Source organism: Candidatus Pantoea gossypiicola (assembly GCF_008632075.1).
GTDB classification, from domain to species: Bacteria; Pseudomonadota; Gammaproteobacteria; order Enterobacterales; family Enterobacteriaceae; genus Pantoea; species Pantoea gossypiicola.
In genome coordinates, this window is sequence record NZ_VWVM01000003.1 from 173,656 (window position 1) to 188,212 (window position 14,557).

The following is a 14,557-nucleotide window of genomic DNA, read 5'->3' on the forward strand; positions in this document are numbered from 1 at the left end:
GTCAGATGCGATAAATCGTTATTCAACGGGCTGCGGCTTGAGTCGGCAAGCGAAATGTCGTCATAATAGCCATGACAAAATTGCATAGCTGAGGTCCACCGTGTCACGCTCATCGCTGCCGCTTAATGCCATTCACGCCTTTCTGGTGACGGCCCGTCATCTCAACCTGACCCATGCTGCCCGCGAGCTCTGCCTGACACAGGGCGCGGTCAGTCGTAAGATCGCCGCGCTGGAGCAGTGGCTGGGCGTGACGCTGTTTGACCGCCATGCGCGCGGGCTGCGGCTGACCCCGCAGGGTGCCGCGCTGCTGCCTGAACTCAGCCAGGGCTTTGAGCTGATGGTTCAGGCCAGCGAAAAGGTCCGTCGCAGTCAGGTCAGCCTTCGCCTGAAAGCGCCGACCTGTGCCATGCGCTGGCTGGTGCCGCGGCTGATGGCGCTGGAGCTTCACCGCCCTGAACTGCATGTGGCCCTGACCACCACCCTGGATCATGCGGCGCAGCTTGAAAACTTTGATGCGGCGATTGTCTATGGCAAGCCGCATCCTGATGGCATCTGTCTGTTCAGCGAGTCACTGACGCCGGTGATGGCCGCTGATCAGCCCTGCCCGGACACGATGGCAGCACTGGCCGCAATGACCTTTTTGCATCCCACGTCAGACACGCGTGACTGGCAGTGCTGGTTACAGGCGCAGCAGGTAACGCTCAGCATGAAGCGAAACCAGCATTTTGCCACGATGGACTTAGCGATTAGTGCAGCAATTCAGGGGTATGGCGTGGCGATTGCCGACAGCAATCTGGTGGAGAGTGATATCGCCAGCGGCAGGCTGATTAAGCCGTTCCCTGGCGAGGTCAAAACCGGAGCCGTATACAGTTTACTGCAACGGCCCGCGCAGGATGCGCCACCGTCCCTGACGGAACTGGTGGCGTGGCTCTGCAGGGATCAGAACGTCACCCAGTCGCCATTATCAGCAGGTTTCGCCTGAGGTGCACTCTGCGCAGGCGCTTTTGGGGCAGCCGGTTTATTGCTGACGGCAGGTGAAGCCGGACGGTTGCTGGAAAGGCGGAATTTCGACACAGAGGCCTGTAGCGCTTCCGTCTGCAGCGCCAGCGCACTCGCGGCGGCGGAGACTTCCTCGACCAGTGAGGCGTTCTGCTGCGTCACGCTGTCCATCTCGGTAACCGCGGTGCCCACCTGAGAAATGCCCTTGCTCTGCTCTTCCGATGCAGAAGCGATCTGTTTCATGATCGCATCCACATCCTGCACCGATTTCAGAATGTTATTCATGGTGCCGCCCGTCGTGCTGACCAGCTCCGCGCCTTTTCCTACACGCTGCACCGAGTCTTCAATCAGTGTCGCAATCTCTTTGGCGGCGTTGGCGCTGCGCTGCGCCAGGTTACGCACTTCAGATGCCACGACCGCAAAACCACGTCCCTGTTCGCCGGCACGTGCCGCTTCGACCGCGGCGTTCAGCGCCAGGATGTTGGTCTGGAAGGCAATGCCGTTAATCACGTTGGTAATCTCAGCAATCTTCTTCGAGCTGCCGGAGATGCCATCCATCGTGCTGACCACTTCACTCACCAGCTGACCGCCACGTTGTGCCGTGGTGGTGGCGGTTTCTGCCAGCAGACTGGCCTGACGAGCGTTATCGGCATTGAATTTCACCGTGGCCGTCAACTGCTCCATGCTGGCCGCAGTCTGTTCCAGCGCAGCGGCCTGCTCTTCGGTACGTGAAGAGAGGTCATTGTTACCGGCAGAAATCTCTGCAGCACCGCGCGAGATGTTCTCGGTGCCGCTGCGAATGGCGCTGACCGCTTCCCGCAGACTATCCTGCATAGCGCTCAGCAGCGGCACCAGTTTACCGACACAGTTGCGACCGAAATCCGCTACCGGCTGGCTGAGATCGCCTGTCGCGATCACCGCGAAGTGGGTACGAATACTTTCCAGCGGACGAACCAGCATCGCCACCAGATAGCGGTCTGTAAACAGCAGAATCAGCAGGCCAATAATTACCGTGATGGTAATAATCGTCTTGGTCATCGCGGTGAGGTGATCAACTTCAACCCGGGTTTTGTCCAGTTTTTCGGCTGCGCCCTGGTTAAACTTCTCTGCGCTGACACCAAAGGCACGACTGAGCGGCGGGGTGACATTGTTTGCCTGCTGGCGATACGCATCCTGTGAGGCCTGGCGGGCCAGTTGCAGTTGTGGCGTCACGCCCTCATCCAGCAACTTTTGCCAGCTCTGAATTACGCCGTCGACGACTTCCGGATTCATCGGACCGGGTGCAAGCTGTTTAAAGCGCGCCAGTTGCTGAGTCATGCTGTCCAGCGCCTGCTGCACAGGGGCATAGGCCTCATCAGTCAGCGTTTTACCTGCTGCTTTGCTTTCCATTACGCGGGAAAGGCGCGTGATAACACGAAAATATTGATCGTTGCCTTTGCTCAGCACCGTCATTTGCTCAACCAGATGACGGTCAACATTGTTGCCTTCGCTGAGCGCGCCAAGCGAGTGGATGCTGTACAGCCCGACGCCGCTCCACAGTAAACAAAACAGGCCCAGAATAGTGAGCATCACTGCGCGAATGGTAAAATTTTTGAGCATTCCCATACCAAAATCCTATACACGTTGACCCGCAAGCGTCGGGCATAGGAGATTTATCGGCATGAGATAGTGAAAATGTAACTGTTTTGTTACCTGATTTTTTACAGCGTCCTCATGCGTGAATTTTTTGAAAGATAAATAATTTCAATAAATTACGCTTTATAACGCAGAAAAATTCCATTCGCGCAGTTTAATGGTTAGCAGATTAACTATCACCTCCGGCCTATAGCCGGACCATGCGCGTCATCAACAGCCTGAAAAGACGCATACGGGCGCGCATAAAGTTTCGCTTCAAAACAAGTCCGTTTTTACGCTCATTTCCAAGTGACATTGTCACGTCATTTCCGGGATGCCAGGCTGGCCAGACAACCTCGCCTTCAAGCTGATGCTTATATTCCGTGGCGTCACGGGCGAAAGTAAACCAGTATTCGCTGACACGGGCCGCAAAAGCGCGATCGGCTTCACTGAATGGCCGCGCTTCATTGGGATCCGGCATCTGACTCAGGGTGTTAAGGACATAAGGCACTTCATTGCCGTGCCAGGTGCCATGAGGATAGAGGTCGCGAGCGTGCTCAGAAACATAATCGAACCAGTAGCGCCAGCCCGGCATGCCGGCATTGTGCTGCGCGCGCATCACCAGCCAAGGCACAAGGCTGAAAGCCATATCACGCGCCACGGCACGTCCCAGCAGCTGATCATCATGGATGTCATACATCCATTTCAGCGTCCGATAGGTGAGCCGGTTTTTATTGCGCAACTGATGCAATACCGCGGTGGCATCCACGCCAAAATATTCCAGCACGCTGGCTTCATCGCTGTTACTGCCCGCCATCAGCGGCAGACGGTGCTGTTTGCCAGCCATGAAGGTTTTCAGCATCGGCTCGGGCAGAACGGCATCACCGGCAATCGGCACCGGCGGGATCGCCAGTTGCCCCTCCAGCGGCCAGAAGGCATTGGCGGGCAGTGCGCGCAGGTCATGTGCGCTGGCATCGGGCGGCAGGCCGAAATGGCGCGCCACTGCCACGCCCTGCTGACGCGCTTTTTTCAGCGGCATATCCGGCAGGCTATAGGCACTTTGCACGATCCCTTTATGGAACAGCCCTTCTGCCAGCGGCGAACAGCAAAGCGAGAGCACGCTGCGCGCGCCAGAGGATTCTCCGAAAAGTGTCACATTGCGGCGGTCGCCGCCAAAGGCTGGAATGTTGCGCTGCACCCACTGCAGTGCGGCAATCTGATCGAGCAGGCCAAAATTGGTTACCGTACCCGCAGCAGGGTATTCAGCATCCAGTGAAGGATGGGAGAAGAAACCGAGGTGACCCAGCCGGTAGTTCAGCGTGACCACCACTGCACCACGTGAAGCCAGCGGCTTGCCGTTATACGGTGCCAGCCCGCCACCACCGATGGTGAATCCTCCACCATGCAGCCACACCATTACCGGCAGCGGCTTTGACGGCGCAACATCGGGCGTCCAGACATTCAGATAGAGGCAATCTTCACTAAACTCACCGGGATCGCCACCGCCCACCGCCTGACAGTATGTGCGATTTTGCCATCCGGAAGGCCCAAATGCGCTGGCATCGCGCATCTGATGCCAGGGCGTGATGGGCTGTGGCGGACGCCAGCGCAGCGCGCCAACCGGAGCCGCCGCATAAGGTATACCTTTGAATACGAAAAGGTCATCGTCCATGCATCCACGCAACTCCCCCTCGGCCGTCATGATCCTCAGACCTGTTTCGTTTTTCATTCCTGTTTCCCTGTTCAGACGTTCCTCCATTATTTGCAGGCCCGCCACCATTGTCCAGGTACAGAGGGGATTTGCAGAATATGCCGAAACGTCAAAGGTGAGCATGAACATGCTCGTCAACAGGTTCAGAGCGCCAGTTGTAGCCAGGCTTAAACAATGTTTATCCTTTTGCCCGCGATAAATGGCGTGCCAGTGCGTCGCTGAGCGATATCCAGCCGTGAACCGGGTCAGTTCTGCGAGCGTGAAGCAGTCAGATTGTTAAATGATTAAGATACTCACGTCGCGAAACCTGCGCTGGCAGGTAAAGCGTCCTTTTTCTGTTCAGAAGCAAGGATATTCTTCCTTATTGCACAGCTTCAGGACCATAAGCGTTGGCAAAACCGACTTAATAAAAGGGTTGCGGGCAACCGGGTTGTTGCCCGGAGAGTGAATCAGGCCGTCTGTATTCCGCACTGCGCCAGCGAGCGCTGCTGTCGTTCTTCGTACAATGCCATCTCATCCAGCACCGCAGAGCCCAGCGCTGCTTCAAACGCCTCCCGGCTCGCCTGTCCCGCCAAACGGACCTGCGCCCGATCGCCGAGGTTGGACTGAAAAATTCCCGCCGCGCTGACGGGCAGAAAATCTTCATAGACGATCGGGTCTGCCAGCACACGCCCCTCCCTGATCAGATCCTCCAGCGCTTCCCCCTGATCCGGCGGCGTCGCGACGCCCTTTTCACTCAGGCGATAGTGGAACCAGGCCAGCCCCTGCTGGCGTAGTGTGGTTTCATCGTCGGGGAAGTCCCGGAAAATGGCCGCCAGATGTTGCTGGTGCTGCTGATTGTCCTGACCGCTGCCCGCCTCGCTGAGCAAGCGATCGTAGAGCGCACGACCTGCAGGCGTCAGCGCCGCGCCGCGCTGCTCAATTTCACCGAAGCGCGCTGTGTGGGTGCCCTGATACCCGTCCTTAAAGATGATCGGCTCTTCCAGCGCTTTGAAGCTGGTCTGACGCAGCAGGATCGGCACCTGACGACGCGGTGGTCCCTCAATCAGGATTTTCGGATCGATTCCACGCGACGGCATCAGTTGCTGGACGCGGTCGATATCGAGCGTGCGCGGGGTCAGGTGGTTGATGTGGCAGCCGGGAAAGCAGACGACATCTGCGATCAATCGATGCTGCTGGTTCAGCGCCTGATAGGTCTGACTGTCCACGCTGCTGTGGGCGTGCCAGCGGAAGGTTTCAAGTGCTTCGGTAACAAATTCGGTGGCCTGATCATCGGTTAATCCGCCCTGCTGCTCATGCAATTGCAGCAGCGCCCGGCAACGGGCGGTGAAAATGTCGCGTGCGGCCAGAATCTCCGCCGCCTTTTCACGCAACGCGGAATCGTCAATCAGTTCAGGACGCAACAGTGACGTAAAGACCCGGAAAGGATTGCGCCGCAGCGCCGTATTGGTGACCGGCCGGAACGCTGTGGAGTGGACCGGCACACCCGCCTGAGAGAGATCGTAATAGCCCACCGGGTACATTCCCATCACCGCAAAAAGCTGCCGCAGCGTGGCTAATTCGTCTGCCGTGCCGACGCGGATTGCGCCGTGCCGCTCAAGGCTGAGTCGGTCAATTTCATCGGCGGCCGTGAGACGATCTTTCAGCGCGATATCGGCTTCCAGCGTGCGCTCGTTGACGGTGGCGACCAGTTGCATCAGCGTGCCATACTGCGGCACCTCCTGCTGATACATCGCTGACATCGCCTGAGAGAAACGGGTGCGGATGAGATCCGCGCTGATAAACTTGTCCATCTTATCCACCTGACACCATGAGCGTTGCTGCTAATGTAATGCAACGCGCTGGCCTCAGTGGAAAAAATCACGAATCTGTGATCGGCTTAAAGCCATAGCGATTTTTTAACAGCAGCATCAGGGTGGTGATCACAGCCGGTATCGCCAGCAGCAGAAAAATAACGCTGAAAGACCAGCCGAGTGACAACATCTCTGCACCAACGAAGGCGCTCAGGATTGCGCCGATGCGACCCACACCATGCATCCAGCTGGAGCCGGTGGCGCGTGCGTGTGTAGGATAGTAGCTGGCAGATAATGCATTCATCCCGGTGTTGGCACCGTTGAAACAGAAGCCACTGCAGAAGGCGATCGCGCTCATCATCCCTACTTCGGCGGGCGAAAAGCCAAGTGCCACAATAAACAGTCCGCCGCAGCCGTAGATGACCGCCAGCGCCAGATTGGCGTTGAAGCGATCCATCATCCAGCCCGCAAAGAGTGAACCCAGGGTTCCGCCAGCCTGATACATGGCAGTGATAACAGCCGCTTCGGTAACTGACATGCCCAGGGTATTCACCAGAGACGGCAGCCAGCTGCCAATCAGGTAAACCATGAACAGCCCCATGAAATAGCCACCCCACAGCATTGTGCTGCCAAACAAATAGCGGCGCGACAGGACGGTGCTAATCGCGCCGCCTGCCGGCAATGTTGCTTCAGGCGCGTGAAATGCGCAATCGGGCGCGGTTTTGCCCGGCATCATCCGTTCAAGAATGGCGTGAATGCGGGCAGCGGGTGCGCCACGACTGATAAGAAAACGCACCGATTCCGGCAGGCCGCGGATCAGGAATGGCAACACCAGCAGCGGCAGAATGCCACCCAGCAGCAACACCGAGTGCCAGTTATAACGCGGTAACAGCCAGGAGGCAGCAAATCCGCCGCTGGCGGCACCGAAGGTAAATCCGCAGAACACGACAGTAATAATGAAGGCCCGTCTCCGCTCAGGCGCATATTCCGCCACCAGCGTGCCGACGTTGGGCATTGCCGCACCTAGTCCCAGACCGGTCAGGAAGCGGAATAGCATCATCTGCTCGATGTTCTGAGACAGCGCTGTTGCCAGTGTCCAGAGACCAAAAAAGAAAACGCTGAGGATAATCATCATACGTCGGCCATAGCGGTCAGCCAGAGGCCCTGCCACCATGGCACCCAGCGCCAGCCCGATCAATGCTGCGCTGATGACAACGCCGAGCTGATGATTGGTAACGCCCCATGCAGCTTTAAGTGTTGGCGCAATAAATCCCATGATCGCAATGTCCATGCCATCGAGTGCCACCACAATAAAACAGAGCGCAATGAGCCGTTTTTGCCAGTGGCTCAGGCCCTGCTGGTTGATAAGCTGGCGGACATCTACCGCCCCGATGCTGGTCAATGAACACTCCCTGGCAATAGCGCAATCTGGCATCAGATTAAGTAAAAAAAACGGCGCTTATGATAGCCCATCGTTAACCTTAAGCGGTCAGATTTTTATATGATAGTGAGAATTATTCAAATTTAAAGCGTTAACCTCTTGATATCGCGTACTCTTGGTAACTACCGGGTGAGTGCCAATCTGAAATGAGTGCTTCTTAATCAATGAGTTAACGGATAAAGTTGCCATTCTGCCTTGTTTGTTAAAATAAATTTGCAGCAAAGTTAACAAAATTCATTTTAAACAGTTGCCTGTAAGCGGTCATTCTCATTAAGTTTAGGGTATGGAAAAAAATATCCTTTTCAATCAGCGCATTCGCTTGCGCCATCTTCATACCTTTGTTGCGGTCGCGCAACAAGGCACACTGGGCCGGGCAGCGGAGACGCTGAACCTGAGTCAGCCTGCTTTGTCCAAAACCCTGAATGAACTGGAAGAGCTGACGGGCGTTCGTCTCTTTGAGCGGGGTCGCCTGGGTGCCCAGCTCACTACGATGGGAGAACAGTTTCTGACGCATGCGGTGCGGGTACTTGATGCGCTGAACCACGCCGGACAGAGCTTTAATGAGCAGCCGGGCGATGCACCGGTGATTATCCGGCTTGGCGCACTGACCACCGCTGCGATGGGCATGCTGCCCCGCATCCTTGATCGTTTTCATCAGCTACAGCCTAACACCACTATCCAGGTGGCGACGCTGCATAACAATGTGTTACTGGCGGGATTACGCGGCGGCGAGTTTGACATTGGCATTGGCCGGATGGCGGACAGCGACATGATGACAGGGCTGACCTATGAACTGCTGTTTCTGGAGTCACTGAAGCTCGTGGTCAGACCCGAGCACCCATTGCTGAGTGACAACGTCACTCTATCGAGGGCGATGCAGTGGCCGGTTGTGATCTCCCCGGAAGGCACCGCACCGCGCCGGATTGCGCAGCAGATGCTTGACGAACAGGGCTGCACGCTGCCCCCCCATTGCATTGAAACGTCGTCGACTTCACTGGCGCGCCAGCTGGCGCTCCGCTACGACTACATCTGGTTTGTGCCGTCCGGCGCGATTAAAGAAGACCTCAGCCATAACGCGGTCTGTGCGCTGCCAATTAACTCCTCCGGGCCAGGCGAACCGGTGGGCATCATTACCCGTACTGGCGCAGAGCTGAGCCTGAGTGCTGAGGTGTTAATGTCCACCATTCGTAAGTTTCACAGCTAGCGGCTGCGTTTCGCATGCCGTTCGCGGTTTTCAAGGCGCGCCTTATCGGTTTTCCGCAGTCCCACATAGAGCGCCCCGGCTCCGCCATGGCGGGTCTGGGCTACGCAAAAAGTCTGTACGTCATCAAACTGCTGTAACCAGCGTGCCAGATAGCTACGCACAATATTGGCATGTGATTCGTCATCACGGCCCTTGCCATGAATGATGAGCAGATTCCGTAAGTCCTGCTTTTGCGCCTGCAACATAAAGTTAAACAGCGCCTGACGGCAGGTCTCCACCGGTTGCCGCAACAGGTTGAGACTGGCATCCAGTTTGTACTCACCCCGACGCAGTTTATCCAGAATACCCTGCTGTATGCCGTCGGCTTTATACTCCAGCGGTGTGTCAAGCGGGACAATCTCCAGATAACCTCGTGTCAGGAAATTCTCCTGCTCCGTATCGCCTGGTGGTTTACGAGGCGCTTTAGTTGAGGGCGACTTAAGCCATAAGGTTGTGGTTGTGTCTTTTAACGGCGTGACATCGCCCATGGCATCCCGAAAGAGATCGTTGTCATCAAGGTTCATGGTTTTCTCACACCTGATTAAAATTGATGGAACCTATAAAACAGGCCTAAACAGTTAGCGTAGCAAAAGCTGCAATCACCGGACTCCCCCGCTTTCACCCATGTTGCCGCTAATGAAAATGTGGGTGAAAGATCACAAAAGCGGAAACTTTTCGTGACAGTCAACGATAATGGCATTCTGAGAAGCCCGTCACATCTGCGTTTGTCGATGTGTGCTTCACCCATGATGTTTGTGGGTGTAAAACTGCTCGGATGAGTTCCTTTCAGCACAAAAAATGTTAAAATTGACCCCAGTCAATAATCGTCGAGCAAACCATTATGATCCCTGAAAAACGCAGCATTCGTCGTATTCAGTCGGGCGGTTGTGCCATTCACTGCCAGGATTGCAGCATCAGTCAGCTCTGCATCCCCTTCACGTTAAATGAACATGAGCTGGATCAGCTCGACAATATCATTGAGCGTAAAAAACCGATTCAGAAAGGGCAAACTCTTTTCAAAGCAGGCGACGAACTGAAATCTCTGTATGCCATTCGTTCCGGCACAATCAAAAGTTACACCATTACCGAGCAGGGCGATGAGCAAATCACCGGTTTCCACCTGGCGGGGGATCTGGTCGGCTTTGATGCCATCATGGGTTCCAGCCATCCCAGCTTTGCACAGGCGCTGGAAACTGCAATGGTCTGTGAAATCCCGTTCGAAACGCTGGATGATCTGTCAGGAAAAATGCCTGCCCTGCGTCAGCAGATGATGCGTCTGATGAGCGGTGAAATCAAAGGCGATCAGGATATGATCCTGCTGCTGTCGAAGAAGAATGCCGAAGAGCGCCTGGCGGCGTTTATCTGGAACCTTTCCCGTCGCTTCGGCCAGCGCGGTTTTTCACAGCGTGAATTCCGCCTCACCATGACACGTGGTGACATTGGTAATTATCTGGGCCTGACGGTTGAAACCATCAGCCGCCTGTTGGGTCGTTTCCAGAAGTCCGGCATGCTGGCGGTGAAAGGAAAATACATCACTATTGAAAACCACGCCCTGCTGGAAGAGTTAGCCGGTCAGAGCCATCAGGCCGCCTGATCCGCAGCCGGATCAATAAATCTTATTTTGTTGATCCGGCAGTAACTTTTTCCCTTCTTCCGCTGTGCAACATAGGCTATCTTTATTCCAGTCGCTCTGGTTTAAGGAGAACGCCTCATGTCCCAGTACCAAAATATTCTGGTCGCCATTGATGCCCAGCAAGACGATCAGCCCGCGCTGCGACGTGCGGTCTATCTGAATCAACGCATTGGCGGAAGGATCAAAGCTTTCCTGCCTATCTATGATTTCTCATACGAGATGACCACCCTGCTTTCGCCTGACGAACGCGCATCAATGCGCCAGGGCGTCATCAGCCAGCGCACTGAATGGATCCGTGAGCAGGCCCGGGCTTATCTGGATGCCGGTGTCGAAATTGACATCAAAGTGATCTGGCACAACCGCCCTTTTGAGGCCATCATTCAGGAAGTGCTTGCCCATCAGCATGACCTGGTGCTGAAGATGGCGCATCAGCATGACCGGCTTGAATCCGTGATCTTCACCCCAACCGACTGGCATCTGCTGCGTAAATGCCCGTGCCCGGTCTGGATGGTCAAAGATCAGCCGTGGCCGGAAGGCGGTAAAGCCATTGTCGCGGTCAATCTTGCCAGTGAAGAGCCACATCACGATGGCCTGAATCAGAAGCTGATTCGTGAAACGGTCAAACTGGCAGAAAAAGTGAATCAGACCGAGGTGCACCTGGTCGGCGCTTATCCGATTACCCCTATCAACATCGCTATCGAATTGCCCGACTTTGATCCCAGCGTCTATAACGATGCTATTCGTGGTCAGCATCTGGTGGCGATGAAAGCGCTGCGGCAGAAGTTCTCGATTGGTGAAGAGTTTACGCATGTGGCTAAAGGCCTGCCGGAAGAAGTCATCCCGGATCTGGCGTCGCATCTCGGTGCTGGTGTGGTGGTGTTAGGTACCATAGGACGCACCGGCCTGTCGGCAGCCTTCCTGGGTAATACGGCGGAACAGGTGATTGATCATCTGCGCTGCGACCTGCTGGCGCTCAAGCCTGACGATTTCAAATCGCCGATTGATCTGGATGATGAAGAGGATGAGGAGGATTAATTCTCCCCTGATTGAAGACGGGCGGCTGATTAGCCGCCCTTTTTTTATTACAGCGCTTTGAGAATGGCTTCCACGCTGGCTTTGGCATCGCCAAACAGCATTTGGCTATTCTCTTTGAAGAACAGCGGATTCTGCACCCCGGCATAACCGGTGTTCATTGAGCGTTTAAACACCACGACGTTGTGCGCTTTCCACACTTCCAGTACCGGCATGCCGGCAATCGGACTGCGGGGGTCATCCTGCGCCGCCGGGTTAACCGTGTCATTGGCACCGATGACCAGCACCGTGTCGGTGTCGCTGAAATCGTCGTTGATCTCATCCATCTCCAGCACCACGTCATAAGGAACTTTGGCCTCGGCCAGCAGCACGTTCATGTGACCTGGTAAGCGCCCCGCCACCGGATGGATGCCGAAGCGCACGTTGATGCCGAGTGCACGCAGTCGGGCAGTAATTTCTGCGACCGGGTACTGCGCCTGCGCCACTGCCATACCGTAGCCTGGGGTGATAATCACCGAGCTGGATGCCTTGAGCATCTCTGCGGTTTCTTCAGCTGTGATCTCACGATGCTCGCCCGCTTCCTGACTTTCATCGCCGCTGCTGACTTCAGTCCCAAATCCACCCGCGATCACGCTGATGAACGAACGGTTCATCGCTTTGCACATGATGTAGGAGAGAATTGCACCCGACGAACCCACCAGCGCACCGGTTACAATCAGCAGATCGTTGCTCAGCATGAAACCCGCTGCGGCCGCAGCCCAGCCTGAATAGGAGTTCAGCATGGACACCACGACGGGCATGTCCGCGCCGCCGATAGAGGCAACCAGATGCCAGCCAAACGCCAGCGCAATCACTGTCATCAGGAGCAGTGCAAATACCTGAGCACCCGTGCTGCTGGTGTTAACAAACCACAACAGCAGCAGGAACGAGACGACCAGCGCCAGCAGATTCAGCTTGTGACGATGCGGTAACGCCAGCGGTTTTGAAGAGATTTTGCCGCACAGCTTGCCAAACGCTACCAGCGAGCCGGTAAAGGTGACAGCACCGATAAAGATACCGATAAACACTTCGCTCAGATGGATATTCTCCATCACAGCGGGCAGGCCAGGCGCGTGGTCAATATAGCTGTTGATACCGACCAGTACCGCGGCCAGGCCGACAAAACTGTGCAGAATCGCGACCAGCTCCGGCATTTCTGTCATTTCGACTTTCTTCGCCAGACGAATCCCTATAGCGCCGCCAATGACCATCGCCAGCAGGATCCAGACAACGTTGCCGCTGTCCGGGCCAAAGATGGTGGCAACCAGTGCAATCGCCATGCCGCTGATGCCAAAAATATTCCCGCGCTTTGAGGTCTCGTGACGCGAGAGACCCGCGAGGCTACAGATGAACAGAATTGCAGCCACAATATAGGCTGCAGTGACTAATCCGCCAGACATGTGTTACCCCTTACGAAACATTTTCAGCATGCGCTGGGTGACGGTAAAGCCACCAAAGATATTGATGCTGGCAATCAGCACGGCAATAAAGGAGATAAAGGTGACCCAGCCACCATGGCCCATCTGCAGTACCGCACCGATGACAATGATGCCGGAGATGGCGTTGGTAACGGACATCAGCGGCGTATGCAGCGCGTGACTGACGTTCCAGACCACGTAATAACCCACCACACAGGCGAGCGCAAACACGGTAAAGTGGGAGAGAAACTCAGCTGGCGCTACGTTGGCCAGGCAGCCAAACAGCACGATAGCCAGTGCAATCAGCAGGGTGTTGCGCCACGGAGACACAGGCTTTGCTTCAGCCTTCTCTGCGGGTTGCTGGGCTGCCGGTTTATTCTGTGGCGCAGCAGAGACCTGAATCGGCGGTGCCGGCCAGGTGACTTCACCCTCGCGCACGACAGTCACGCCCCGCACCACTACATCGTCGAAATCGACCTGGATTTCGCCATTTTTCTCTTTACACAGCAGCTTAATCAGATTGACCAGGTTGGTGCCGTAAAGCTGGGAAGATTGTGTCGCGAGACGGCTGGGAAGATCGGTATAGCCGATGATTTTCACACCGTTAGGCGTTATGGTCACCTGATCAGCGACGGTCAGCGCACAGTTGCCGCCGGTCTGCGCCGCCAGATCAACAATTACGCTACCAGGCTTCATGCTGGCGATCATCTCTTCGGTGATCAGTTTCGGTGCCGGTTTACCGGGGATCAGCGCCGTGGTGACAATGATGTCTACTTCTCTGGCCTGACTGGCAAACAGCGCCATCTCTGCCTTGATGAACGCTTCAGACATGACTTTAGCGTAGCCATCGCCACTGCCCGCTTCCTCTTCAAAATCGAGTTCAAGGAATTCGGCACCCATACTCTGCACCTGCTCTTTAACTTCAGGACGGGTATCAAAGGCCCGGACAATCGCGCCCAGGCTGCCCGCTGCACCAATCGCAGCCAGCCCCGCCACACCGGCCCCAATCACCATGACTTTGGCCGGTGGCACTTTACCGGCTGCCGTGATTTGACCGGTAAAGAAGCGACCAAATTCATGGGCGGCTTCGACGATAGCGCGATAACCGGCAATGTTCGCCATGGAGCTCAGGGCATCCAGCGACTGCGCACGCGAAATACGCGGCACCGAGTCCATTGCCATAACCGTGACCTGACGCGCAGCCAGCTTTGAAAGCAGGTCAGGATTCTGTGCAGGCCAGATAAAGCTGACCAGCGTGCTGCCCGCACGGGTGAGCGCAATCTCATCATCATCCGGTGCATTCACCTTCAGCACGATATCGGACTGCCAGACCTGTTCCTGACTGCAGAGTGTGGCACCTGCAGTTCTGTAGCTTTCATCATCAAAGCTGGCGCGCTGACCGGCGTCATGCTCCAGGGTGACGCTGAAACCCAGCTTAATGAGTTGTTCCACGGTCTTTGGCGTGGCAGCCACGCGCGACTCGTTTGGCAACCTTTCCTTGGGAATTCCAATTAACATAGTGTTTCCTTTCATCGGTTGAGGATGATGGGCCCGAATCTGCATGACGACATTGCAGATGAAACAGCGTTTCAGCTACTTATAGTCGGAATGCATCTATTTCAAAGTGTTTATAA

General features: G+C 55.7%; 11 protein-coding genes. 4 read left to right on the forward strand and 7 right to left on the reverse strand.

Annotated features, from left to right (window positions below):
- Window positions 1–100 precede the first annotated feature (100 nt).
- A complete protein-coding gene (locus F3I20_RS05370; protein ID WP_150010192.1) occupies window positions 101–982 on the forward strand; it encodes a LysR substrate-binding domain-containing protein in 882 nt (293 codons plus the stop codon).
- Here the strand turns inward: F3I20_RS05370 and F3I20_RS05375 are convergent.
- The 4 genes from F3I20_RS05375 to F3I20_RS05390 form a co-directional block, all read right to left on the reverse strand.
- Complete coding sequence (locus F3I20_RS05375) at window positions 940–2,604, reverse strand: methyl-accepting chemotaxis protein (protein WP_150010193.1); 1,665 nt, start codon at window positions 2,602–2,604, stop codon at window positions 940–942. The two genes, F3I20_RS05370 and F3I20_RS05375, sit on opposite strands and share 43 nt — an antisense overlap.
- 217 nt (window positions 2,605–2,821) lie before the next feature.
- Window positions 2,822–4,342, reverse strand: coding sequence for a carboxylesterase/lipase family protein (locus F3I20_RS05380; protein ID WP_150037112.1), 1,521 nt, complete (start codon window positions 4,340–4,342; stop codon window positions 2,822–2,824).
- 431 nt (window positions 4,343–4,773) lie between these two features.
- Window positions 4,774–6,117, reverse strand: a complete 1,344-nt coding sequence (gene hglS / locus F3I20_RS05385; RefSeq protein WP_150037111.1) for a 2-oxoadipate dioxygenase/decarboxylase HglS — start codon at window positions 6,115–6,117, stop codon at window positions 4,774–4,776.
- Window positions 6,118–6,184: 67 nt separating this feature from the next.
- Entirely contained in the window at window positions 6,185–7,519 is a 1,335-nt protein-coding gene (locus tag F3I20_RS05390; protein ID WP_150010198.1) for an MFS transporter, read from the reverse strand.
- 322 nt (window positions 7,520–7,841) lie between these two features.
- Between F3I20_RS05390 and F3I20_RS05395 the strand changes: the two genes are divergently transcribed.
- Entirely contained in the window at window positions 7,842–8,762 is a 921-nt protein-coding gene (locus F3I20_RS05395; protein WP_150010199.1) for a LysR substrate-binding domain-containing protein, read from the forward strand.
- On the opposite strand, the gene smrA is transcribed toward F3I20_RS05395, so the two are convergent.
- Window positions 8,759–9,325: a DNA endonuclease SmrA gene (gene smrA / locus F3I20_RS05400; RefSeq protein ID WP_150037110.1), complete on the reverse strand. Its 567-nt coding sequence runs from the start codon at window positions 9,323–9,325 to the stop codon at window positions 8,759–8,761. The two genes, F3I20_RS05395 and smrA, sit on opposite strands and share 4 nt — an antisense overlap.
- A gap of 317 nt (window positions 9,326–9,642) precedes the next feature.
- Between smrA and fnr the strand changes: the two genes are divergently transcribed.
- Both fnr and uspE read left to right on the forward strand, forming a co-directional pair.
- Window positions 9,643–10,395 carry a fumarate/nitrate reduction transcriptional regulator Fnr gene (fnr, locus tag F3I20_RS05405; RefSeq protein ID WP_010244686.1) on the forward strand — a complete coding sequence of 251 codons (753 nt, stop codon included), beginning with the start codon at window positions 9,643–9,645 and terminating at the stop codon, window positions 10,393–10,395.
- A gap of 117 nt (window positions 10,396–10,512) precedes the next feature.
- Entirely contained in the window at window positions 10,513–11,469 is a 957-nt protein-coding gene (gene uspE, locus F3I20_RS05410; protein WP_150010203.1) for a universal stress protein UspE, read from the forward strand.
- A 47-nt stretch (window positions 11,470–11,516) separates the two neighbouring features.
- Here uspE and pntB read toward each other — a convergent pair whose 3' ends face one another.
- Window positions 11,517–12,905 carry a Re/Si-specific NAD(P)(+) transhydrogenase subunit beta gene (gene pntB / locus F3I20_RS05415; protein WP_033732759.1) on the reverse strand — a complete coding sequence of 463 codons (1,389 nt, stop codon included), beginning with the start codon at window positions 12,903–12,905 and terminating at the stop codon, window positions 11,517–11,519.
- Window positions 12,906–12,908: 3 nt separating this feature from the next.
- Window positions 12,909–14,441 (reverse strand): Re/Si-specific NAD(P)(+) transhydrogenase subunit alpha, encoded by a 1,533-nt coding sequence (gene pntA / locus F3I20_RS05420; protein ID WP_150010205.1) that lies wholly within the window; start codon window positions 14,439–14,441, stop codon window positions 12,909–12,911.
- Window positions 14,442–14,557: the final 116 nt, after the last annotated feature.